Source organism: Flavobacterium sp. RSP49 (assembly GCF_003968735.1).
GTDB lineage: Bacteria > Bacteroidota > Bacteroidia > Flavobacteriales > Flavobacteriaceae > Flavobacterium.
In genome coordinates this window covers 1-24,530 of the sequence record NZ_RYDN01000024.1, presented here as the reverse complement: position 1 = coordinate 24,530, position 24,530 = coordinate 1, and the positions used below count along the sequence as shown (strand labels likewise).

Genomic DNA, 24,530 nt, shown 5'->3' with positions numbered 1-24,530 from the left:
GAATTATTATTAAGAATTTGACTTATTTATTTTTATTTGAAACCAAAAATCATACCAAGCGAAGTTAAAAAGCTGTTTTTATCTTCCTTTTTTAGCAAAGAATTTCATTCGGTAGTCTTGGAATGTTTTTCCCTCTAAAATATTTTTTAGTTTCTTTTGAATCAATCGTTTTTTTAATGATGATATTTTATCGGTGAATAAAATTCCTTCAATATGATCGTATTCATGTTGGATTACTCTGGCGATTAATCCGTCAAAAACTTCGGTTTTCATTACAAAATCCTCTTCGCAATACTCAATTGTAATGGTTGGATTTCTGTATACATCCTCTCTGACATCCGGAATACTCAGACAGCCTTCATTGAAACTCCATTCTTCACCTTCTTCTTTTATCATTTTTGCATTGATAAAGGTTTTTTTGAATCCTTTTAATTCTTTTTGTTCTGCATCTTCTAATTCCTCATCGTCGCTAAAAGGAGTCGTGTCGATTACAAATAAACGAAGCGCTAATCCTACTTGTGGCGCAGCAAGACCCACACCATAGGCATTATACATCGTTTCATACATATTGGCAATCGTTTCTTTCAAGTTTGGATGTTCTGGTGAAAGAACTTCCCCTCTTTTTCTTAAAACTGGATCACCATATCCTATAATTGGTAAAATCATTCGTGTTATATTAAATATTAGCTATTAAAATCGAAATAAGTTCTCTTTTAATTCGGTCTGCAAAAATAGTAAAAAAATAGCCAATGAATAATGCTCTAATGATAATTCATCACTATTTAAAATTTAGGTTAAAAGACCGATAGTATTCCCTTTAAAAATTCTTACAATCCTTACCTTTGCAAGCAATGCAATTGTATGATTCATAAAATCCAAAAATTTACCGATACGACGTATTTCACTAATGCCCTAAAAGTAACTATCGCCACTGTAATTCCGGTGATGCTGTTTTCTTTTTTTGGCAAATTCGAAGTAGGTTTTACAATAGCTCTTGGAGCCTTTTTTACTTATCCCAGTGACATTCCAAGTAGTCTGAAACATAAAGTCAACGGGATTCTTGTAGCCACCATTCTTGTTGCTGGTGTGAATTTGCTAGTAAATATAATTTATCCGTATTCTTGGATTTTTTATCCTTTTTTAGCCCTGTTAGTTTTCCTGACATCCATGTTATCCGTTTACGGACAACGAGCTACAATGGTTTCTTTCTCCACCCTGATTTCACTCTCCTTGACATTTTCTAATATAAATACCGGTTGGGCAATGGTGCAACATTCGGGTTTGATTCTAGCAGGAGGATTATTCTACCTCGTTGTTTCCCTTGTTTTTCACTACATCAGACCACATCGCTACATCGAATTACAAATTGCTGAATGCATCAAACTTACGGCTAAATATTTGAAACTAAGAGGAGATTTATGGACCATAGACGCCGATAAAAAAGCAATTATTGAAAAGCAGTTAAACCTTCAGGTCGAGTTGAACACCATTCATCAAAACATAAGAGAAGTATTAATTAACAGCCATATAAGCGCTGGTTCTTCAAATCAAAATCGAAAAATGTTGCTTGTTTTTATAGCAATGGTAGAAATCCTTGAAGTGGCATTGTCTACAGCATTTGACCATGAAAAATTGCACCAAAAATTCGACAATCATCCGAAGGTGTTGCTGACGTATCAAAACTTAGCCTACAATTTGGCCGCAAGTTTGAAGCAATTATCCAAAAGTGTAAAAAAACGAACGAATTATATTCCAAAACACACATTGCTAAACGATTTGAACGCCTTACAGCTGGCAATCACTGATTATGAGAAGGATTTAGGAAAAAATTATGCCTCAGAAGGCGTTTTTATGCTTACCACTATGCTGGAATATGCGGAAAAGCAAGTCGAGAAAATAAAAATTGTAGAACGTGCTTTTACCTCAATTATTAATTTACAGGATTTTACAGGAATCGATACCGATTTAGAAAAATTCTTAACACCGCAGTATTATCCGTGGCGCACTCTGACCGAGAATCTGAGTTTTTCCTCCACTATTTTCAGGCATTCCTTACGATTAACAATAGCGCTATTAATTGGTTTTATTATTGGAAAAATACTGCCTTTTCATAATGTATACTGGATTTTATTGACTATTATCGTTATCATGCGACCCGGTTACGGATTGACTAAACAACGTTCTTTTCATAGAATTCTCGGTACTGTTTTAGGTGGGTTAATTGCCTTTGGAATTCTTTTCTTTGTCAAAGACAACATTATAATCAGTATTCTTTCTATTCTTTGCATGCTTTTAGGATTCTCTTTTACCCAAACAAATTACAAAGTAAGTGCCACATTTGTAACGATGTATGTTGTTTTTATTTATGGAATTGTAACTCCAAACATTGGCGACCTTGTTCAATTCAGAATTCTGGATACCCTAGTAGGTGCCGGTCTTGCTTTTTTGGCCAACCATTTTTTATGGCCCTCTTGGGAATTTTTAAACATGCCCATGCATTTAGAAAAATCCATCAATGCCAATCAAAATTACCTGAAGGAAATTTCAATTTTTTATAATAAAAAAGGAACCGTTTCTACATCGTACCGCTTGGCTCGTAAAAATGCTTTCATCGAGATTGGGAATTTAATGGCTTCTTTTCAGAGAATGGCACAAGAGCCTAAATCAAAACAAAAACAGCTGCCTAAAGTCTATAAACTAACGGTATTAAATCACTCTCTTCTCTCCTCATTAGCGTCTTTAGGAACTTACATCCAATCCCATAAAACAACCTCCGCATCTGAAGCATTCAATGTGGTGGTGGATACTGTGATTAGAAATCTGGATGAGGCTATTGCACTTTTGAAGCAAAATGATTTCAAGCTAAAAGAAAACCTTCCCAAAGAGGATTTAGCGCTACGTTTTACCGAATTGAAAAATATACGTGCCCGAGAATTGAAAGCAGGAATTCCTATTGATGAAAAGGCTTTTCAATTGAAAATGCAAGAAGCACAATTGGTAATCGAACAATTAATCTGGCTGACCAGTTTATCCGAAACTATTTTAAAAACCACAACAGCATTAAAGGAATCTTAACAAGAAAAGCGCTTAAATCAGACTTCTATCTAATTCAAACGCTTTTTACTTATATACTGACGTTTTAATTATTCAGTTTTAGAACGGCAGCCGTTTCTTTTCTGATTTTCTCCAATAAAACTGGCTCTTCATTGAGATTTTGACCATAAGAAGGAATCATGATTTTTAATTTCTCCTGCCACTCCGTTGTTGTAATTTTGTTTTTAAAACATCTTCCAATCAAATCGATCATAATAGAAACTGCGGTTGAAGCTCCAGGAGAAGCACCCAGTAAGACTGACAATGATCCATCAGCAGTGGTGATTACTTCAGTTCCAAACTCCAATATCCCACCTTCCTTTTCGTCTTTCTTAATAACTTGTACACGTTGTCCGGCACGTTCTAAAATCCAGTCTTTGGATCGTGCTCCCGGGACATATTCTCGTAATGCAGTAATTCGGTCTTTTGGAGACTGACGCACTTGATCTATTAGATATTTAGTGAGCGGTATATTTTTAATACCAGCAGCTAACATCGGAATAATATTATCCGGTTTTATTGATAATGGTAAATCGGAATACGAACCATTTTTTAAAAACCGTGTTGAAAAACCTGCAAAAGGGCCAAAAAGCAATTGCTTTTCTCCATTTATCATTCGGGAATCAATATGTGGTACAGACATGGGTGGTGCTCCCACGCTTGCCTTACCATATACTTTAGCCTGGTGTTTTGCAATCACTTCCGGATTTGTGCATTTTAGCCATTGTCCGCTCACGGGAAAACCTCCATATCCTTTTCCTTCGGGCACATTTGCTTTTTCTAATAATGGCAAGGAGCCACCACCGCTACCAATAAAAACAAAATTGGCGTATGACTTTCTCTTTTGACCAAAAGCTAAATCAGTAATTTTAATTCTCCACGTTTTATCTTCTCGTTGTTTTAATTTTTGAACTTCGTGGTTAAAATGAATCGTAATCCCTTCTAGTTTTGTCAGATGACTAAAAATACTTCGGGTCAATTCACCAAAATTCACATCCGTGCCAATTGCCATCGAAGTGGCTGCAACTTTTTCAGTCTCGGGCCTTCCTTCCATCACCAGAGGCATCCATTTCTTTAATTCTGAAAAATCAGTGCTAAACTCCATTTGCTTAAAAAGAGGATTGGACTGTAAAGCCGTAAATCTTTTCTTAAGATAAGCTACATTTTTTTCTCCCCAGACGAAACTTATATGGGGAATACTTTTAATGAAATTTTCTGGAGAGGGAACTTTGTTTTCTTGAACGAGATATGCCCAAAACTGTCGGGAAACTTCAAAAGATTCGGCAATACTAATTGCTTTTTTAGCATCAATACTTCCATCAAGTCCTTCGGGAGTGTAATTGAGCTCACAAAAAGCAGCATGTCCGGTTCCGGCATTATTCCATGCATCAGAGCTTTCAGCCGCCGCTCTATCTAATCGTTCGTAAATTTCAATTTTTATATCCGGTTGCAGTTCTTTTAGGATTAAGCCCAGCGTGGCGCTCATAATTCCAGCTCCAATAAGAACTACTTCACTATTTGTACGTATGGTTGTGTCAGGCATAACTAGATTTTAAAGTGCAAAGGTAAATGATATATTCACAAAAAAAAGCATAAATTTTACCTCAAAAGTTACATTTATCAAACCGTTTTAGTCCTAAAACTACTTTTTTATACTGTTTTTAAAATTTTTTTCTGGTCAAATAGTCCTGAAGCATAATCGTGGCCGATATTTCGTCAATAAGTGCTTTGTTTTGACGCTGTTTCTTACTCATGCCGCTATCTATCATGGATTGAAAAGCCATTTTTGAAGTAAACCGTTCATCAACCCGAATGACTTTCATCTCCGGAAAATGATTGGTAAAGTGCGTGACAAATCCTTTAATGATCGAAGCACTTTCTGAGGGTTCGCCATTCATTTGTTTGGGTTCACCAATAAGAACGGCTTCTACTTTTTCTTTGGAAAAATAATCCTTCAAAAAAGCAATTGCAGTTGCCGATGGGATTGTGGTTAAACCCGAAGCTATAATTTGCATTTCATCAGTTACCGCTATTCCGGTTCGTTTTTGACCGTAGTCTATGGAGAGAATTCTAGGCATTTATAAGAAGTTTTACAAACATATTGAGCTTAATCGGCTAAATCCATAAAAAAAATCAGAATAATTAATTTTCATATTTTGAAATCACTTTATCAAGATAGGCATCAACTTAGTATATTGTATAAAGTTTTGCCGTACCATTATGATTTTTTTCTAGTGAAGCGTCTACTTTTTTTTATTTCTAGTAAACGCCTCATCTTCCTGTACTATTTACTATTGTAAGTTCATCTGATGAAAAGGAACTCAATAACTCCAGAATTTTGGCTTTGATTTCGGGTTGAAATTCTAATCTAATGGTTTCTATAGTACCTACAAATTAAAGTACAAATATATAACATTTTCAAATTAATTTGACTTTTTGCTTTTAGTTAAAAACCCTATCTTTGTCAAAAATATATCAAAAATGAATCCATTACAGCCGATTATAGAACAAGCTTGGGAAAACCGTGCTTTGTTACAAGAAACTACAACAACTGATGCTATCAGAGCAGTTATTGAATTATTAGATACCGGAAAATTACGTGTTGCTGAACCAGTTGGAGCGGGATGGCAAGTAAACGAATGGGTAAAAAAAGCAGTAGTAATGTATTTCCCTATTCAAAAAATGGAAACATTAGAGTCTGGAATTTTCGAATACCATGACAAAATGTTATTGAAAAGAGGCTATGCCGAGAAAGGAATTCGTGTTGTTCCTAACGCAGTAGCGCGTTACGGTGCTTATATTTCCAGTGGTGTTATCTTGATGCCAAGTTATGTAAACATTGGTGCTTATGTAGACGAAGGAACTATGGTAGACACATGGGCAACCGTAGGTAGTTGTGCTCAAATAGGTAAAAACGTACACTTAAGCGGTGGCGTTGGTATTGGTGGCGTACTTGAACCTTTGCAAGCGGCTCCTGTAATTATTGAAGACGGCGCTTTCATTGGTTCCAGATGTATCGTAGTTGAAGGGGTACATGTTGGGAAAGAAGCTGTACTTGGTGCCAATGTTTGCCTGACTGCCTCCACAAAAATTATTGATGTAACCGGAGAAACTCCCGTTGAAATGAAGGGATATGTTCCTGCCCGTTCCGTTGTGATTCCTGGAAGTTATACAAAAACATTTCCTGCTGGAGATTTTCAAGTCCCTTGTGCTTTGATCATTGGAACTCGTAAACCATCCACTGATTTGAAAACATCATTGAACAATGCGTTACGTGAATATGATGTTGCGGTTTAATATGTTTTAAAACAAAAAAAAAGTGTATATTCCTCCCTTCAACGGGAGGTTTTTTTATGTTATGAAGATACTAGTAATACAACAAAAAATGATTGGCGATGTTTTGATTAGTAGTATAATCTGCAACAATCTTCGTGTAGCCTATCCGGAAGCCCAAATCGATTATTTGGTTTATGAATCAACTACACCTGTATTACAAGGAAACCCAAATCTTGACACTGTTATTTTATTTAAAGAAAAACATCGTAAAAACAAAAAGGAATTCTTCAAATTAGCCCTTCAAATTAGGGAAAATGAATATGATTTACTTATTGATGCCTACTCTAAACTGGAGAGTTGGCTCATTGTATTATTGAGCGGAGCCAAAAGGAAAATTTCCTACCGAAAAAAAGGTCGAAACTTTTTGTACACAACCACTGTCCCATTTGAATCATTTCCAAAAACAAGTTTGGGTTTAGCCATCGAAAGGCGCTTATCCTTATTAAAACCTTTGCATTTACCCATTGAAATTGATCCGTTTCCGAAATTATTTGTTACGGCAAAAGAAAAGCAAGTAGCAATAACCCTTTTTGAAAACCATCATGTTAGAAAAGACAGAAAAACGGTTATGATTAGTCTTTTGGGAAGCGAAAAACTAAAAACATATCCATTAGAATATATGGCAAAAGTAGTAGATGCGATTGTTCAAAATCAGGATGTAAATATCCTTTTTAATTATTTTCCAAAGCAAATTGATGATGCTACAATAATTTTTGATGCCTGTAAACCCTCCACTAAAGAAAATATTTATTTTGACCTATTGGCCAATGATTTAAGAGGCTTTATTGCTATTATGAACCATTGTGATTTGATTATTGGAAACGATGGTGGTGCAATAAATATGGCCAAAGCGTTACACAAACCCTCCTTTATTATTTTTTCGCCTTGGATAGAAAAAAAAATATGGGCTACTTTTGAAGATGGAAAACAACACATGTCAGTTCATCTAAATGATTTCAAACCTCAATTATTGCATTCGAAAACTGAAAAAGAACTCAAGAAAGAAGCGCTTTCTTTGTACCAAGAATTTACACCTGATTTATTTGGCGATAAAATTGAGTCGTTTTTAAACCAAAATCTAAACACTATCCTTAAACCAAATATAACGGTGCATCAAAAAAAAGCGCCGATAAGTGCCTTAATCATAACTTATAATGAAGCAGAAAATATTAAATCTGTAATTAACGATTTAGATTTTGCAGAGGAGATTCTGGTAATTGATTCTTTTAGTACAGACCAAACAACAGCCATAGCTAGCTCCTATAAAAATGTAAAAGTAGTTCAACATGCATTCGAAAATTATGCTGCACAGCGCAACTTCGCAATACGTTTAGCCCAAAATAATTGGATTCTTTTCCTTGATGCTGACGAAAGAATTAGTGAAGCACTTAAAGATGAAATCATTGAAACAGTTTCTAAAAAAGAAAGTCAATCAGCCTATTTTTTCGACAGAACCTTTATGTTCCAAAACAAAAAACTACGCTTTAGTGGTTGGCAAACCGATAAGATATTCCGACTTTTTCAAAAAGATAAAGCCCATTATGCCTCTCATAAAATCGTTCATGAAAAACTAATTGTACACGGAAGTATTGGCAAATTAAAAAACAAACTCATTCATTTCTCGTATAAAGACTATTCCAGTTACAAACAAAAAATGATTCATTATGGCCAATTAAAAGCCCAAGAAGAATTTAATAAAGGCACCAAACCAACATTATTTCACTTTTACATTCGCCCTCTGTATCAATTCCTGTACCAGTACATTATCAGGCTGGGGATTTTAGATGGCCAGAAAGGAATAACAATTTGCTATTTAAATGCACTTAGTGTCTATGTGCGTTTTCAGGAGTTAAAAAAACGTAATTCCTATTAAGATTCCCAGAATTTTAATTTCTTTTTTAATCGTTTCTTTTTTGCGAATTTCTCCTGAAATTCACCTGTTGCCTGCCACATTTTATCAAAAATTGAAGTGCTTGACTCCCTATAATACTTTGCATATTCATCGCTCATGACCGCAATCATTTCCTTTTTTGGCGTAAGCCTGCTTAAGTTTTTCATTCTTGCATCAAAATCCATTTCATCATGAAAAGCCATTCGGTTCAAGTCGACTAAATAAAAACTAAACTGAGCGTCCGCTACCTTTTTGATCAACGTATTTCCGGGAGAGTGGTCTAAAAATTCAATTCCTTTTTCATGCAAATCGAAAGAAAATTTAGTAAACTGTCTCAAAATAGCGTCATGATCCGGATAATCTGGAATTTCAACGAGTTCTCTAAATGTCAAGTCGCTCTCAAGATGTTCACTTACATAATAACTTTCATTCAGTCCCCAAAAATCAAAATTCTCGAAATAAGCTATAGGTTGTGGCGTACCAATTCCCTTTTCTAATAAAATAGTTGCATATTCGAAAGAACGTCTGGCTTTAGATTTTCTAAAATATTTATAGGCTATTTTATTGATTATATTTGGAATTTTGAAGGATTTGATATTAATCATTTTCCTTTCTAATTCAAAAAGTTTTATTTTGTTTCTTTGACCGTCTCCAAAAAGAATTCCTAAATCAGAATTAAATTCTTTTATGAAACGGAGGACTTCATTGGAATTACCAACAGATTTAGAAAACATAAATTTTATAGTCATTTTTGTTCTTTTTGTACAATTATCTTAATGTTGATTTAATATTGGTTCCCAAAACTCCATCACTTTCGGTTTATTAATTCCGTGACATCCAAATGGTAGTTCATTGTTATTTAGCATCAATGCAATTTTAGGTTTTCGATCTATTGCAAAACGCAACGCTTCTATATAATCTGGTATTCTAAAATCAGGATTGAATTCAGCTGCCTTCAGCGACCAAAAAACATCTTCAATAGCATAGATTTCTTTTTCTTCAGCACGCAAAAAATCAAGAATAAATGGCTCGTTTTGCTTCACAACGGCATAATGAGAAGCTGTTTTACGCAATGAAAAGCCCCCATTTCCTACTTTAAAAAAAGTTTGCTCTCTGTCATTTTTCTTTTTAGATCTAAATTTTCTGGCAATCAAATTAAAAAATTTTGCCCAAATAGATTTCTTTAAACTAGCAATCCAAGGCGCCCCTATGTAATCATAACCTTGATTACACCAAAACGCTAATTCATCTTTAAAAACAAAAGCATCCAATTGATAAATTAAAATATATTCAGAATCTAAAAAACGTTCATAAAAGGAAGAAGACAATAGTAATTCATTATATCCTTCAATATTTTGGAAATACTTTTTTGGAAAATTCTCAACAGAAATCGCATCATACTTAGCTGTAATATACGAATTATCTAAACCTTCTGGCTGAACTAGAATAATTTCATATTTAACAAGCACTTTCAAACATCGCAAAAACGATTTCTCTTCAAGTTCCCCAAAATAGGATTTGTATATGGGGATGACAACTTTTACTGAATTTTTCATTTTATTATGTTACTTTTAGGTCAAAAAATATAAAACTGATTTGTATCTATTAATACTTTTTTTCGTAATCCGCATTGGCAATTTTTCCAGTTTCATCTATCTTCCAAGAGCTTGAATCATTGGCTGTTTTAAAATAAAAAAGTTGTTCTTCAGAAAGATTATCCATGTCAATATACCAACCGCCATGCAAAGCAACGTATGGGTAATCCGTACGCAAGGCTGTTTTGAATTTCTTGTTTTTCCTGTGGTAAAAAGGTTTGTATAAAGCAAAAGTAGTATCAATATCTGCATCAAAAACTCCTTCGGAAATCTTTTTTTTCCAAAATTTAGATTCCCAATTAATAACTTTTTCTCTATTAGGATTACTTAATGGAATGTCATCTATTTTTAATCCAAAACCTACTTTCATTCGTTTCTTGTTTTCAATTAAAGCCGATTGGAATTTTATCAAAAAATCCGCAGGACAATCTGCTAAAGGCACAATATCAGGATCAGTAACAACATAATATCCATTACCATATTTTATGAATAAATCATACTTTTTCCAAAAAACTAAATGTCCATAATTTTTTTTTAATCGATGAATTGTTACTTTCTTTTCGATTTTATCAAAATAACGCAATAATGGCTCATAGGTAGAATTATTGTCAATAATTACAAGGTTTGAAAAACCTCTTGATAATAAAAAATCAATAAGTTTTTTTAAATACTCCAATTGATTAAAACTTGTAATAATAATTGGGATTTTATAAGACTCGGTTAGTGTCAAATCCTTGTAATCCAAACCTGAAAATTTGTAGAAATAAAAACAAATTCGAATATATAAATATTTTAAAACTGTCAGAATCATTTAAAAAAGAATGAATTAATATTCAAAAGCGAATCAATTGACATACAATTTCGTTATGTAATTGTTATAATAGGAAAACAAAAATAATCTTATAATTAATAAAAACTACACTATTCTGAATTAAATTTAAGATTTATACCAATTAGAAAGATTATTTTTGTGGCAGAATCTATCTAGAAATAATACATATGAATCTCAACGAAGAAATCCAAAAAGCTTACGAAGTCATAAAAGAAGGCGGAATCATCCTCTACCCCACTGATACCGTATGGGGAATTGGTTGTGACGCCACAAATCCAGAGGCTGTTGCTAAAATTTACAAACTTAAGAAAAGAGCCGAAACCCAAAGCATGATTGTTTTGATGAATGGCGATAAAATGATTTACAATGTATTCAAAGACATTCCGGAAGTAGCCTGGCAAATTATGGACTTCTCTGACCTTACCGATAGCGAACAGGCAAATCAAAAACCAACCACTTTAATTCTGGACAAACCACGAAACGTAGCACCCAATTTAATTGCAGCTGACAACTCACTAGGAATTAGACTTGTAAAGGAACCTTTTTGTTTTAAATTGATGGAAAAAATGAAAAAACCGTTGGTTTCCACATCAGCAAATATCTCCGGACAACCTACTCCAAAAAGTTTCAAAGAAATCAGTCCTGAAATTATAAAAGGCGTGGACTATGTTGTAAATTTGCATCGCGAAAAAATTGCCGGAAAACCATCTACAATCATAAAATTGACAAGTGATTCTCAGGTAAAAGTGATACGGAAATAATTGTTTTTTTACCGCTAATTCGCTAATTCAATTTTAAAAATGGATGATTTAATTTATAAAGATGAATGTTATAAAATTGTTGGACTCCTGTATGAAGTACACAAAAATCTTGGTAAAGGTTTCTCTGAAATAGTTTATAAAGATGCCTTAGAATTTGAATTTAACGAAAAGAATATTCACTATGAGAGGGAAAAAGAATATTCAGTTAATTATAAAAATTCAATTTTAAAACATAAATTTTATGCCGATTTTATTATCCAAGACAAAATAATTCTTGAAATAAAAACTGTCGAATGTTTTAACAATAGTCATTACAATCAGTGTTTAAATTATTTAAAAATTTCTGGAAACAAACTTGCAATATTGGTTAATTTTAACTTAACCTCTTTAGAATACAAACGTATCGTTGATACTAAAAAATAATTAGCGAATTCGCGGTAATAAAAAATGAACTACAAAACAGCATTACAAAATAAAATTTTCGAAGTAATTTCTCAAGCTTCTCAAGAACTTAGCGTTGACAGTTATGTGATTGGTGGTTTCGTAAGAGATTTACTTTTGAAGAGAGACTTTAAAAAAGACATTGATATTGTTGCCGTGGGCAGCGGAATTGAATTGGCTTTAAAAGTGTCACAACTGCTTCCTAACAAACCAAAAGTTCAGGTTTTCAAAACTTACGGAACAGCGATGCTGCGTTTTGAAGACACCGAAATTGAATTTGTTGGAGCCAGAAAAGAATCCTATCATTTTGAAAGCAGGAATCCAGTTGTAGAAAACGGCACCTTAGAAGACGACCAAAATCGTCGTGATTTCACCATAAATGCACTGGCTTTATCTTTGAACACCGCTAATTTTGGAGAACTCTCCGATCCTTTTAACGGATTGGAAGATTTAAAAAACAAAATAATCAGAACCCCTTTGGATCCGGATATTACTTTTTCTGACGATCCTTTGCGCATGTTGAGAGGGATTCGTTTTGCAAACCAATTGGGATTTGAAATCGAAGAAGATTCGCTGAATTCGATAACCAAAAATGCGGAACGAATCAAAATTATTTCCGGAGAACGCATTGTCGATGAATTGAATAAAATACTTTCGACAGACAAACCTTCCGTAGGATTCTTGCTATTGTTCAAAACTGGACTTTTAGATATTATTCTTCCAGAATTGACTGCTCTGAATCAAGTGGAAGAAATTGAAGGCCATACCCATAAAAATAACTTTTATCACACGCTGGAAGTTGTCGATAATATTTGTCCGCATACTGATGATGTTTGGTTGCGCTGGTCGGCGTTGTTACACGATATAGGCAAAGCACCAACGAAACGTTTTACTAAAAAACAAGGCTGGACCTTTCACGGACACGAATTTCTTGGTGGCAAAATGGCCAAAAAGATATTTGAACGTTTGCACATGCCGCTGAATCAAAAAATGAAATTTGTGCAAAAAATGGTCATGATGAGTTCACGTCCGATTGTTTTATCCCAGGATACGGTAACGGATTCTGCCGTGCGCCGTTTGGTTTTTGACGCTGGCGAAGATGTTGAGAATTTAATGACGCTATGCGAAGCGGATATCACTACTAAAAACCCAAATAAATTCAAGAAATACCACAATAACTTTGAAATTGTCCGCCAGAAAATTGTAGAAGTAGAAGAACGAGATCAGGTTCGTAATTTCCAACCGCCTATTTCAGGAGAGGAAATCATGGAACTATTCAATTTGCAGCCATCACGTGAAATTGGTGTTTTGAAAGAAGCGGTGAAAGAAGCGATTATCGAAGGCGAAATTCCGAATGAATATCAAGCAGCGTATGATTTTGTTTTGAAAAGAGGTGCAAAAATGGGTTTAAACAAAGTTTAACTTTTGTGTATTTTATTTCTAGACCAAAAAAAGATAATTTTACAAAAATATTATTTCAGTGCAAAAATACTTTTTAAATTCAGCTAAAATAGCTTTAGTACTTGTATATCTGGTCATATTTGCGGGTGCATTTGTGCGACTCACAGGCTCAGGAATGGGATGCCCAGATTGGCCAAAATGCTTTGGATATTACATTCCGCCAACAGAGCAAAAAGAATTGCTTTTTACCGCCGGAAAAGAATATGATAAAGGTCAAGTAATCATTAAAGAAGAATCACTACTAGTCGCTAAAACTGATTTTATATCAAAAGCAACTTTTGAGTCATCCAACTGGGAAAAATATACAAAACACGATTACGCTATTTTCAATCCTTTACACACTTGGATCGAATACATCAATCGCTTATTTGGTGCCCTGGCCGGGATTGCTTGTATTGTAACTTTTATACTATCATTCAGCTATTGGAAAGAAAACAAAAAAATTATTTTACTGAGTTTCTTGGTGTGCATTTTAATGGCGTTTCAAGCGTGGTTAGGCAAAACCGTCGTAGATTCAGTATTAAGTCCTTTTAAAATTACTGTACACATGCTTGCCGCTTTATTGATCGTCGCCATGCAATTAATAGTTATTTACGCCGTACAAAAAAATAGAAAGACAACCGTTTTGAACACAAAATTTAATTGGATATTGATGCTTTCATTACTTCTTACAATCATCCAAATAGTCTTAGGTACTGATGTTCGTGAACAAGTAGATATCATCGCTAAAACTGGAGCGCCTGAGGTATTGTGGCTAGAAAATCCTAGTATTGTTTTTTATATTCATCGTTCTTTTTCAATACTAGTCTTAGTCACTAATTTATATTTATTTACGTTAAACAGTAAACTAGCGTTAGGCTTTTCAAAGATAAAATGGGTGATTTTTCTGTTATCTTTAGAGATAATTTCAGGAATAATAATGTACTATTTTGACTTCCCATTTGGAACTCAAACCATACATATTGTAATAGCGACTCTACTATTTGGTGTGCAATTTTATATTATTTTAGAGTCTAAATCAAAAACAGTTATTCAATAAAATGAATACCTCTGACTATATTGTCACATTTACTTTTGTTTATGAAATAAAAAAATGTCTAAACTTGCCGCTCAAGATAAATTTTTAGATTTATCAGATTATGGAAGAAGCTTCGGGAAATTTCTAGCCAATCAATTAAAAAATACGCGTTTTACTCCCATTCACGTCACCATGCTTTTTGGCATTTCCGGCCTGATCGCCATTTACTATATTCTTGACGGATCCTACTTTCTGGCTGGTTTTTTCATCCTGCTGAAATCAGGAATCGATGCGGCCGATGGCGAATTAGCACGCTTAAAAAAAACGCCTTCTTACACCGGAAGATACCTGGACAGTGTGTTCGATATCGTTTTGAATTTTCTCTTTTTGATAACGATTTGTTATGTTTCAAAAACGACGCTGTGGCTGACCATTTTAGCCTTTATTGGAATCCAATTACAGGGCACTTTATACAATTACTACTATGTGATTTTAAGAAACAAATCCGTTGGCGGAGACACTACCAGTAAAATTTTTGAGTACAAATCACCCAGAGCTTTACCTGGCGAAACCCAAAAATCCGTCGATATTCTGTTCCTTGTTTATACCCTCGTATATGGCACATTCGACAAGATCATTCACACACTTGATAAAGAAGCTTACAAAGTAAAAACGTTCCCTAATTGGTTTATGACACTACTTTCTATCTACGGTTTGGGCTTCCAACTATTGATAATTGCGGTAATGTTACCTATGAATTTAATTGAATATATCATTCCGTTTTTTATACTTTACACGGCACTCATTTTTGTTTTAATTGGTATCCGAAAAACATTTTTAAAGGTATAAAAGCATTATAGACATATTCTATACTACACACATAATAAACTAAAAAACAGTTATTTAATACCAATTATATACTTTATCTGTTTAATCCCATTATCAGCCTATCCAACTCTTGAAATCAGAAACCTTTTCTCTACTCACAATTACTTCTTCGTCTTTGTAAGAAGGTAAAATAACTTTCAAACGGGAGTTGCTGTAGACTACAATTTCTTTTATTGCTTTAAGAGGAACTATTAATTTTCGGCTTACCCGATAAAAATCCTTTGGATCTAATTCCTGTTCCAAAAGTTCTAAAGTTGTTTCTATTAAATAATTCCTGTTGTCAAAAGTATGAAGATACGTTCCTTTATTTTCACTAAAAAAACACTCAATTTCATCGGCAGAAATCACCTTTAAATGTTGGCCTATTTTTACAGAAAATCTTTTTTTGTATTTTTTTTCAAATGGATTAGATAGCATTTTTTTGATTTGTTCAAAATCTAATTACACTGGCTACGGCTGCGGCAAACGCACTAGATAAATCAGAAAAATCATCTACAAACTTTGATTCCCAATTGTTGAGTCGTAAAACTAAAATTCCCCCATTTCAGTACTGGAAGTACCATCATACGTTCCTTCGATAAAAATATTAGCACCGGAAACGGGTTTTCCTTTTTCATCTACCACTTTCCCGGAAACTGTATTTTGTGAAAAAATAGTCAAGCTAAACAATAAAAAGACAAATAAAAAAAATCGAATTAAGACTTTCCTTGGAATGATTTGGCTGTTTAATACATGTTAGTTTCATCGTATTTAATTTTTTTATAAAGCAAATGTATTTTAGAAAAGAAGGTAGCAAAACAATACAATACTGAACTGTTGAAATACGAGAATGAGTTGTAATAATTTTAATTTTAGATTATATTTACAACGTACTATTGCGCTTCAAAAGCAGGATCAGCATGAGGGATAGTAGTGAAAATCCTTTCTTGGCTCGATGTTAAAGCGAGACAAGAAAGATTGTAACGAATAGCCCGACCAGAGCTTTTGCGCAGGGCATGCCCAAAAACAAAAAAACTAAGTATGGAAATAAAAACCGAAAAAGAGAAAATGATTGCCGGAGAATATTATTTAGCAGGCGATCCTGTTTTAGTAAAAGACAGGCGAAAATCTAAAAATTTGCTCCACCGATTAAATGTTGTGGAATACAGAATAACTAAAAAAGCACGGGAAATTCTAAAAGAACTGATTCCCAATGCCGGAGCAAATCTATATATTGAACCTCCATTCTTTTGCGACTACGGCTACAATATCAGTTGTGGGGAAAACGTGTATTTTAATGTAAACTGTGTTGTTTTAGATTGTGCCAAGGTCACTATTGGTTCCAATGTGTTTTTTGCACCGGGCGTTCAATTGTACACCGCCACACATCCGCTGGATGCTGAACTGAGAAAAACGCTGGAAAATGCCTTACCAATCACCATTGGTGATGATTGCTGGATTGGAGGAAATTCCGTTATTTGTCCTGGAATCACTATTGGAAATGGCTGCGTTATTGGTGCTGGTTCAGTGGTTACAAAAGACATTCCTGATAATTCGTTAGCCGTTGGAAATCCGGCAAAAGTGATCCGGCAATTAAATCAACAATAATATGATCCAACTTAACAAAATTCACCATATTGCTATTATTTGTGCCAATTATCAAAAATCAAAAACGTTCTATACAACTGTTTTAGGACTTACCGTTATTCAGGAAATTTACCGTGAGGAAAGACGATCGTATAAACTTGATTTGGCACTTAACGGAGAATATGTAATAGAATTATTTTCTTTTCCAAATCCGCCAAAACGTCCATCCGCTCCTGAATCGGCAGGAATGCGTCATTTAGCTTTTGAAGTAGACGATATTCAGAAAACACGCGCGTATTTTGTGAATCAAAACATCCCCTCAGAAGAAATACGCATCGATGAATTTACCGAAAAAAAGTTCTTCTTTATTGCCGATCCGGATGAATTACCTTTAGAATTTTATGAAAAATAAGATGCTTCCTAAATTTAAAAGAACAAAATAATACCAGAATCGCAAAAGAAAACCATGCCTTTCTTTTTTTAATTCTAATCTGGTTTTGTTTCTTTATCTTTGCAACATTGAGTTAAATTCTTTTTATTACACTAATAAAGATTCCATCCCCCCTTTAAATGAACACTACTGCAAGAATAAAAAAAAATTATCACTTTATTAAATTCCGAAAATTAGTTATTGTCTCCGTTTTGATTGGTTTTCTTTCTGCTTTTTTAGGTGTTATTTTAAAGAATGTTACAGAATATTATGAAGAAATATTTTTTCATCAAGCCGATCTCAATCCACTATTCTTAGTTATTTTCCCCATATTTGGATTGTCAATTATTTATTTTCTTAGGGAATATTTATTTAAGAAAAAAGAAAACAAAGGCATAAAAGAAATCTTTGAAAGCACCAATTCTAAATCTAAAAATTTACCCAGTTATAAAATCCCTTCTCATTTCATTAACGGATTATTAACCGTCGTTTTTGGCGGTTCCACCGGGATAGAAGTCTCAACTGTTGTGGCTTCGGCAACCATTGGCTCCGTTGCGCAAAGAAAGCAAAATGTGTTTAGACAATACAAAACTGAATTGATATGTGCCGGAATTGCCGCTGGAATTACAGCTATATTCAGCAGCCCGATCGCTGGAATTCTTTTTGCGATAGAAGTTATTTCTAGAAAAGTCACTCGCGCATTCTTACTCAGTAACTTGATTGCGGTAGCCATTGCTTTTGGGCTGGTATTTTTATTGGACGAAAAACCATTGTTTGCAGTAAATATTACAACTTGGCATCTCAACGCCATTCCCTACTTTATTCTTTTAGGCATTTTGTCAGGATTGAATTCCGTGTATCTAACGCGCAGTGTATTGTTTTTCAAAGCCCAATTTACGAGAATAAAAATTCCATATTTCAAAATTATAATAGGATCGCTGATTTTAAGTTCCTCTTTATTCCTGTTTCCACAGCTTTATGGCGAAGGCTATCATGCTATTAAAACTATATTTGTTAGTTCGAATGAAATGTCATTGACTTTCCCTCTGGCACTAACGATCATTGGCATCATCATCCTGAAACCCATTGTAACATCAGCCACACTTGCTTCAGGAGGAGATGGAGGTGTTTTTGCACCAAGTCTTTTCATGGGTGCTTTTTTAGGATTACTTCTTGCTTTAGTTTCAAACACTTATTTTAATGCTCATGTAATTCCGATAAACTTTATTATCATGGGGATGGCTGCCGTTTTAAGCGCCAGTATTCATGCCCCTTTTACTGCTATTTTCTTAGTTTGTGGGCTAACGAATGATTACACTTTGTTTATTCCTATTTTGTTGGTTTGCTTAATATCAAAATATACGGCAAAAATGATTTACCCTTTTACCGTTTATTCCTATTCGCCAAGTTTAATAAAATAATCTCCTATGCACGTTCAAAAAATAAAAAGGAGTTATCGCAAAACCAAATACATCCTCTACAAGGAGACTTTAGTTGATTTTAAAGAACATTCCTGGGCTTTTTTGGGTTCTTTTATTGGCATTGGAATAATAGCCTATTTGCAATCAAAAGCTTTACCAGAATCTGATGTTATTTATTTAATTGGATCCTTTGGCGCATCGAGTGTATTGGTATATGGTGTGATTCAAAGTCCATTAGCACAGCCTAGAAACCTTATTGGCGGCCACCTGGTTTCAGCAATTATAGGTGTAACAATTGCTAAATTTGTCCCTGATATTCTATGGTTATCCGCACCGCTTGCAGTTTCCTTGTCTATAGTTTTGATGCAAATGACAAAGACGCTTCATCCGCCGGGAGGTGCCACAGCATTGATAGCCATAATTGGCTCCCCAAAAATTAAAGAACTGGGATACTGGTATGTGCTGTATCCTGTGCTAACTGGCTCACTAATACTCCTTGTTATTGCATTGATTGTAAATAACATGACATCAAAAAGACAATACCCAAATCATAAAAAATACCACCAGTACCGAAAAAGAGTAGCCCGTGTATTTAAAACAAAAAAACTGTAACTTTTTATTCAAATAAGTGATTTGAAAACAAAATACACTTTCCTTCTTTTCTTCAAAAAGACTTTGACATTGATGTATTTCTTTCTCGTGCATACGCAAAAATCTTATTAACAAATCTGAAATCTGAAATCTAAATCTAAAATTATATTTTACCTTTGGACTTTTAATATAAATAAAGATTATGGTTTATAAATTTAGAGTGATTCTAGACGCGGAAGAAGATGTTTTTAGAGACATTGCAATACTTGAAGAAGATACTTTAGAAGATTTACACAATGCTATTTTCAATTCTTTTGGTTTTGACGGGATGGAAGTAGCTTCTTTTTATACTTGTGATGAGACTTGGAACCAAGAAGAGGAAATTTCACTTTTTGATACCGGTGATGTTCCCGGTGAGCAAAAAATCATGAGTGACTATCAATTATCTGATATTTTAGACAAACAAAATACCAAAATTCTTTATGTCTATGACTTTATCAATATGTGGACATTTCTTGTAGAACTTGCTGCTGTAGAAGACCAAGTGCTGGGTAATTTATACCCGGAAACTATTTTTTCTCATGGGGAAATGCCGGATGAAGCGATGGAGAAAAACTTTGAATCTGACAATGCCGATAACTATAATGATGAATTTGAAGATGGCTTGGACGAAGATGATCTGGACATGTTTGAAGGCGATGATAGTTTTGAAGACTACGGATTTGAGGAAAATTGGAATTAATTTTCAGATCGAAAGAATCAAAGTAACAAAGATTCAAAGGCTTTTAAAATAAATAGGTATGAGTACATTTAGAGACTTATTAATTTGGCAAAAATCTATGATTTTAGTTAAGGTTATCTACCAGTTAACAGATTCATTTCCAAAAGAAGAAATTTACGGTTTGACTTTGCAAATCAGGAGAAGTTCAATATCAATTCCCAGTAATATTGCTTAAGGATATGGCAGAGATGGTAACAAAGATTATTTGAAGTTTTTGAATATTGCGATAGCTTCATTATTCGAAATGCAAACACAACTTGAAATATCATTCAATTTAAAACATACCAACGAAATTCAATTTAACAAAACATGCGGAGAAAGCAGAGAAATAGAAAGAATGTTAAGTTCATTCACTCGAAAAATTAAAGAGCGAATTTAAAACCTTAGTATCTTTGTCTCTTTGCTCCTTTGAACCTTATAAAAAAATATGATCAACTTATATAACACACACATCGAGAACTTATCCATTCACAGAGTGGGTAATAAAAGCAGAAACGAAGCCATTTTTTTATCAGAGCAGCCCTTTAATTTAAATGATGAAATTGTTCCCTTGATGAAAGAATTTTTCTTTAAACCCTTTAGAGAAAAAGAAGAAAACTATTTTCAGTTTGCCCATGAAATTGATTTGGATTACAATGATATGTTCAAGTTTGCAACAGAAGTTTTTGACAATCCAAGTAGCGTTCATGAGATTTCTAAAAAAATCACAACCCACTTATTTGAGCAATCCAATCATCCGCATATCAAGAATGGCGAAGTGTACGTTACATATTTATCTAACGTAAATATTGATAATAATGTGGTGGATGCGATAGGGATTTTCAAGAGTGAAATACAAGCGGATTTCTTGCAGTTTGAAGAAAAAGCAACACACTTAGAAATGATTTTACAACAAGGTGTGAGTCTGAATAAACTGGACAAAGGCTGCATCATTTTTAATTATAAAAAAGAAGAAGGATACAAAATCCTGACTGTTGACAGCAACCGCTATGATGCCAGATACTGGTTAGAACATTTCTTATCCGTAGATGCTTTTGAGGATGAAAACTTTATCACTAAAAAGTATTTAAAATTTTGCCAGAACTTTGCTAAGGATGTTGTTTTCCCTGCCGAGGACAAGAAAGAAGAAGTAATGTTCATGAACCGTTCCGTGAACTATTTTGCCAAAAATGATCAGTTTGAAGAAACTAATTTCCTGAACGAAGTTTTAGACAATCCAGACCTTATTCCAGAATTCAAGAACTACAAAATGGACAAAGGAGAAAAATACAGTATTGAAGATGTTACTTCTTTTCCTATTGCAAATGCAGCGGTTTCTGATGCTAGAAAATCAATCAAAAACATCATTAATTTAGACACACACATCCAAATTAAAATGGATTTTATCAATCCTGAAAGCGCTGAAAAATATGTTGAAAAAGGATGGGACGAGGAAAAACAAATGTACTACTATCTCGTTTATTTCAATAAAGAACAGAAGAGCTAGTTTACAGTGTTCTATTGCCGTTTACAGCACCAATAATGATATCAATCTCCATTTACGAAAGTGTAATTGGAGATTTTTTTTTAGAAATAAATACAAAAACCAACCTTGTAAATTTGGTTTATTTGTAAATTTACGGTTCCTAAAAACTAATAAAATGGCGCATACGTTTTTTAAAGAAAGTCCGTTCAAAACCTTGATTTCATTTCATAAGCTTATCGAAGCCTTAGAAGAAATTGCGTCTACCAATATTGATTATCGCGCGAATTATGCAAAAGCATTACTTCAAGAAATTGAGCGTTTTCCGGTTTAAACTAGGTAATTTTTTTAAAACACAGCAATACCGTGATTCAACTGAAAAACAAGGAAATTTATACTTTTGTTTTGAATAAAGTACTGGTTTTGAAATTTCTGGTAATAAAATGAAAAGCTGCACTCATGATACCGCCCATTGATTTTGCACTTTTAAAATTCAAATCATTGGTGTACCTATAAAGCTCTAATCGCAATTGTTCAATATGTGCCTCCGGAGCAATTACGTCCTCGCGCATAATTTTCAACAACCGCTTGATCCTGTTTTCGGCAGAAAGGATTCTTTTGGCTAAAACGGCTCTTTCTTCATCCTTATATTGCTCTATGGAACTGTTTTGAAGCTTATCTTTAACTAATTTTACCATAGGGTAATTTTCTTTAAAAAACTGAGGGCGGTACACTTTGAAATTTCCTTCGTAGCATTGCTGATCAAAATCAATCGCACGTATTTTATAGACCACTTGATCAAAATCATGGGTTGGCACAATTACATAATTATAGGAACGCATATCCCCTAATAATCGAATCATACAGCGCTCATTGAACTTGACAAATTCTTTGGCTATTTGCGCTTTTTCGGTTTCAGTACAATCAACAAGCAATGTTTTCATAAACACATCACCAGGAATCCCCATAATATGTTCTTCTATTAAAGTGTCTTCGTATACTAAAAAATTTATTTTGTCCGGGGAAAGAATATGCTCTAATTCCAATCCGTAAATACGAGAAGCATCTGCTTTTTTAATATAAAAATGGGTATAATTATCATTCAATATGTTCCTGACTTTTATTCGAAAAGGCTTTGAATTTCCAAAAGTGCAGTAATCAATGGAATCCACATTCAAGAATTTAATAATCCCCAGGTTACCATCAGAATGGAGCAGTGAATAGATTTTTTTCAGGTTCAAATCAATTTCTTCCCGCTCAAAGTCATTGTAGTATACCCGTATCCATAAGGTATCCTGATCATTTTTATCATATACCGTTATTGATCCGGAAAAACGCAATAAGTCATCGTAAAAAATAGAAACTTTTGATAAGCGATCAAACCGTACCAAGTATTCTAAAAGTGATTTATTCACAGGATAGGATGGTTTTTTAAAAAGCATTACTGGCTCACTCATTGCAAAAAAATTTTATGCAAAATTACAATAAATTAAGGCGTTGGTTGCTAATAGTTTCTAAAAGATATTTTAATAAATTCGCGTTTTTTTTCATAATAAAAAGGCTGATTTAAGCATAAAATAAGATGAATATAATAAAACTATCATTTTATGTAAAAAAACATTTAATACAAAAAATAACGTTTACATTTGATAGTTTCTAAAACTTTTTAACAATTTAAAACCTACTAATGAAGAACAAACTAGAACTTTATTTCAGGGCGGCTCAATCTGCTAAGATTGGAATATGGAAAATGGACTTGCAAACGAATCACATTTTTTGGGATGCGGTTACGAAATGTATTCTGGAAGTTCCTGAAAATTTTGAGCCCATAATTGGGAATGGAATTAATTTTTACACCATGGGCGAGAATAGAGACCGGATCAAAGTTCTTATTAATAGTGCAATAAACCACGGGATTACATTTAGTGATAAATTTGAGATTACAACCGCAAAAAACAATATCAAATATGTAGAATGTATTTGTCAAGTCGATGTGATTGATGGAAAAGCGGTACATTTATTAGGTACTTTTCAAGACATTACAAAGGAGCAAAACCTAATCAATGAACTTCAGCTCAGTGTTGAAAAATTCTCTTCCGTTTTTTCCAGTGCCAATGATGCCATCCTAATTATAGACACCTCTAATGGTATTATTACAGACTGTAATTCCAGATCCACCGAACTTACCGGATATTATGATTCGGAAATTAAAGGAATACATCATTCGAAACTGTTTCCTGTCGCATTTGGAAAAGAGCTTCGTTTCTTCTTAAAATACAATTTAACAAAGAATGAATATAAGGTCAACGAAACATCCATAAAGACTAAATCCGGAAATTCAATTGCTGTTGAAATTGCTTCTGGCAAAAAATTCATGGTGGACAACAGTACCTATTTAGTCTGTTTTATCAGAGATATCAGCGAAAGAAAAAATGTTGAAGCAAAATTGAGTTTGCTTTCCCTAGCGGCCTCAGAAACTACAGACACCATTGTAATTGCAAATCCTAACGGTGAAGCAGTATGGGCAAATCAGGCTTATTTAGACCTTACAGGGTTAAAAATGGGAGAAGTAATAGGCCAAAAACCCGGTTATGCCTCTAAAGGTCCAGAAACGGATGAACAAGCCAGCGAATTAATGCGAAAGGCAATTCAGAATCAGGAAAGCATAAAAATCACCATCCTTAATTACACTAAAAACAAAGAAAAATATTGGTTTGAACTCAATATAACAACGGTATTTGACAGACATAATACCTTTATTCATTTCATAGGTGTAGGCCGAAATGTAACCTCAAGAATTGAAAAAGAAATAGAATTAAAAAAATTATTGGATATTACCAACATTCAAAATAATAAATTATATAATTTCACACATATTGTTTCCCACAACAGCTAGGGATTCGTTGCGTGCGTAGCACGAACAATGAAACCCGGGTTGAACGGAACCGATTGTACGTCCGTTA

Annotated in this window: 24 protein-coding genes and 2 pseudogenes; 17 read left to right on the top strand and 9 right to left on the bottom strand. The window is 33.8% G+C overall.

Annotation, left to right across the window (positions count from 1 at the left end; genetic code table 11):
* Positions 1-78: 78 nt before the first annotated feature.
* The gene (gene def / locus EKM02_RS11330) at positions 79-666 is read right to left on the bottom strand and encodes a peptide deformylase (protein ID WP_126455214.1); all 588 of its coding nucleotides are present in this window, start codon (positions 664-666) and stop codon (positions 79-81) included.
* 195 nt (positions 667-861) lie between these two features.
* On the opposite strand from def, the gene EKM02_RS11325 reads away from it, so the two are divergent.
* On the top strand, positions 862-3,075 hold the full coding sequence (locus EKM02_RS11325; protein ID WP_126455212.1) for an FUSC family protein: 2,214 nt from the start codon (positions 862-864) through the stop codon (positions 3,073-3,075).
* 64 nt (positions 3,076-3,139) lie between these two features.
* Here the strand turns inward: EKM02_RS11325 and EKM02_RS11320 are convergent, their stop codons facing one another.
* Together EKM02_RS11320 and ruvX are read right to left on the bottom strand one after the other, a co-directional pair.
* A complete protein-coding gene (locus tag EKM02_RS11320; RefSeq protein WP_126455210.1) occupies positions 3,140-4,636 on the bottom strand; it encodes a malate:quinone oxidoreductase in 1,497 nt (498 codons plus the stop codon).
* Between the two features lie 118 nt (positions 4,637-4,754).
* On the bottom strand, positions 4,755-5,171 hold the full coding sequence (ruvX, locus tag EKM02_RS11315; protein ID WP_126455208.1) for a Holliday junction resolvase RuvX: 417 nt from the start codon (positions 5,169-5,171) through the stop codon (positions 4,755-4,757).
* A 403-nt stretch (positions 5,172-5,574) separates the two neighbouring features.
* On the opposite strand from ruvX, the gene EKM02_RS11305 reads away from it, so the two are divergent.
* Both EKM02_RS11305 and EKM02_RS15225 read left to right on the top strand, forming a co-directional pair.
* Positions 5,575-6,390 carry a 2,3,4,5-tetrahydropyridine-2,6-dicarboxylate N-succinyltransferase gene (locus tag EKM02_RS11305; protein WP_126455206.1) on the top strand — a complete coding sequence of 272 codons (816 nt, stop codon included), beginning with the start codon at positions 5,575-5,577 and terminating at the stop codon, positions 6,388-6,390.
* A gap of 61 nt (positions 6,391-6,451) precedes the next feature.
* On the top strand, positions 6,452-8,302 hold the full coding sequence (locus tag EKM02_RS15225) for a glycosyltransferase family 9 protein (RefSeq protein ID WP_317124988.1): 1,851 nt from the start codon (positions 6,452-6,454) through the stop codon (positions 8,300-8,302).
* Here EKM02_RS15225 and EKM02_RS11290 read toward each other — a convergent pair.
* From EKM02_RS11290 to EKM02_RS11280, 3 genes are read right to left on the bottom strand one after another with little or no spacing between them, the layout of a single operon-like run.
* A complete protein-coding gene (locus EKM02_RS11290; RefSeq protein WP_234423184.1) occupies positions 8,299-9,069 on the bottom strand; it encodes a lipopolysaccharide kinase InaA family protein in 771 nt (256 codons plus the stop codon). The two genes, EKM02_RS15225 and EKM02_RS11290, sit on opposite strands and share 4 nt — an antisense overlap.
* Positions 9,070-9,093: 24 nt before the next feature.
* Entirely contained in the window at positions 9,094-9,876 is a 783-nt protein-coding gene (locus EKM02_RS11285) for a DUF5672 family protein (RefSeq protein ID WP_126455204.1), read from the bottom strand.
* A gap of 49 nt (positions 9,877-9,925) precedes the next feature.
* Positions 9,926-10,660 carry a glycosyltransferase gene (locus EKM02_RS11280; protein ID WP_158614745.1) on the bottom strand — a complete coding sequence of 245 codons (735 nt, stop codon included), beginning with the start codon at positions 10,658-10,660 and terminating at the stop codon, positions 9,926-9,928.
* A 254-nt stretch (positions 10,661-10,914) separates the two neighbouring features.
* Between EKM02_RS11280 and EKM02_RS11275 the strand changes: the two genes are divergently transcribed.
* The 5 genes from EKM02_RS11275 to EKM02_RS11255 are packed head-to-tail and all read left to right on the top strand — an operon-like array spanning position 10,915 to position 15,277.
* Entirely contained in the window at positions 10,915-11,508 is a 594-nt protein-coding gene (locus tag EKM02_RS11275) for an L-threonylcarbamoyladenylate synthase (RefSeq protein WP_126455200.1), read from the top strand.
* A gap of 39 nt (positions 11,509-11,547) precedes the next feature.
* Positions 11,548-11,931: a GxxExxY protein gene (locus tag EKM02_RS11270; protein WP_126455198.1), complete on the top strand. Its 384-nt coding sequence runs from the start codon at positions 11,548-11,550 to the stop codon at positions 11,929-11,931.
* Positions 11,932-11,955: 24 nt separating this feature from the next.
* Entirely contained in the window at positions 11,956-13,371 is a 1,416-nt protein-coding gene (locus EKM02_RS11265; RefSeq protein WP_126455196.1) for a CCA tRNA nucleotidyltransferase, read from the top strand.
* A 58-nt stretch (positions 13,372-13,429) separates the two neighbouring features.
* Positions 13,430-14,449, top strand: coding sequence for a COX15/CtaA family protein (locus tag EKM02_RS11260; protein WP_126455194.1), 1,020 nt, complete (start codon positions 13,430-13,432; stop codon positions 14,447-14,449).
* 54 nt (positions 14,450-14,503) lie between these two features.
* Positions 14,504-15,277: a CDP-alcohol phosphatidyltransferase family protein gene (locus EKM02_RS11255; RefSeq protein ID WP_126455192.1), complete on the top strand. Its 774-nt coding sequence runs from the start codon at positions 14,504-14,506 to the stop codon at positions 15,275-15,277.
* A 93-nt stretch (positions 15,278-15,370) separates the two neighbouring features.
* Here EKM02_RS11255 and EKM02_RS11250 read toward each other — a convergent pair.
* Both EKM02_RS11250 and EKM02_RS15055 read right to left on the bottom strand, forming a co-directional pair.
* A pseudogene (locus EKM02_RS11250) lies at positions 15,371-15,757 on the bottom strand (LytR/AlgR family response regulator transcription factor); the annotation flags it as partial.
* A gap of 87 nt (positions 15,758-15,844) precedes the next feature.
* Positions 15,845-15,976 carry a carboxypeptidase-like regulatory domain-containing protein gene (locus EKM02_RS15055; protein WP_234423183.1) on the bottom strand — a complete coding sequence of 44 codons (132 nt, stop codon included), beginning with the start codon at positions 15,974-15,976 and terminating at the stop codon, positions 15,845-15,847.
* A gap of 366 nt (positions 15,977-16,342) precedes the next feature.
* Between EKM02_RS15055 and EKM02_RS11245 the strand changes: the two genes are divergently transcribed.
* The 8 genes and pseudogenes from EKM02_RS11245 to EKM02_RS14810 all read left to right on the top strand — a co-directional run bounded on the left by EKM02_RS11245 (position 16,343) and on the right by EKM02_RS14810 (position 21,901).
* Entirely contained in the window at positions 16,343-16,903 is a 561-nt protein-coding gene (locus EKM02_RS11245) for a sugar O-acetyltransferase (protein ID WP_126455241.1), read from the top strand.
* Position 16,904: 1 nt separating this feature from the next.
* The gene (locus EKM02_RS11240; RefSeq protein WP_126455190.1) at positions 16,905-17,294 is read left to right on the top strand and encodes a VOC family protein; all 390 of its coding nucleotides are present in this window, start codon (positions 16,905-16,907) and stop codon (positions 17,292-17,294) included.
* A gap of 158 nt (positions 17,295-17,452) precedes the next feature.
* Positions 17,453-18,733 carry a chloride channel protein gene (locus EKM02_RS11235; protein ID WP_126455188.1) on the top strand — a complete coding sequence of 427 codons (1,281 nt, stop codon included), beginning with the start codon at positions 17,453-17,455 and terminating at the stop codon, positions 18,731-18,733.
* Positions 18,734-18,739: 6 nt separating this feature from the next.
* A complete protein-coding gene (locus tag EKM02_RS11230) occupies positions 18,740-19,345 on the top strand; it encodes an HPP family protein (RefSeq protein ID WP_126455186.1) in 606 nt (201 codons plus the stop codon).
* Between the two features lie 181 nt (positions 19,346-19,526).
* Complete coding sequence (locus EKM02_RS11225) at positions 19,527-20,066, top strand: IS1096 element passenger TnpR family protein (protein ID WP_126455183.1); 540 nt, start codon at positions 19,527-19,529, stop codon at positions 20,064-20,066.
* A 58-nt stretch (positions 20,067-20,124) separates the two neighbouring features.
* Positions 20,125-20,484, top strand: a pseudogene (locus tag EKM02_RS11220) (four helix bundle protein).
* A gap of 48 nt (positions 20,485-20,532) precedes the next feature.
* Positions 20,533-21,591, top strand: a complete 1,059-nt coding sequence (locus EKM02_RS11215; RefSeq protein ID WP_126455181.1) for a nucleoid-associated protein — start codon at positions 20,533-20,535, stop codon at positions 21,589-21,591.
* Positions 21,592-21,745: 154 nt separating this feature from the next.
* On the top strand, positions 21,746-21,901 hold the full coding sequence (locus tag EKM02_RS14810; RefSeq protein ID WP_158614744.1) for a hypothetical protein: 156 nt from the start codon (positions 21,746-21,748) through the stop codon (positions 21,899-21,901).
* 58 nt (positions 21,902-21,959) lie between these two features.
* Here EKM02_RS14810 and EKM02_RS11210 read toward each other — a convergent pair whose 3' ends face one another.
* Positions 21,960-23,024, bottom strand: a complete 1,065-nt coding sequence (locus EKM02_RS11210; protein ID WP_126455180.1) for a hypothetical protein — start codon at positions 23,022-23,024, stop codon at positions 21,960-21,962.
* Between the two features lie 230 nt (positions 23,025-23,254).
* Between EKM02_RS11210 and EKM02_RS11205 the strand changes: the two genes are divergently transcribed.
* Positions 23,255-24,463, top strand: coding sequence for a PAS domain-containing protein (locus EKM02_RS11205; RefSeq protein ID WP_126455178.1), 1,209 nt, complete (start codon positions 23,255-23,257; stop codon positions 24,461-24,463).
* Positions 24,464-24,530 lie beyond the last annotated feature (67 nt).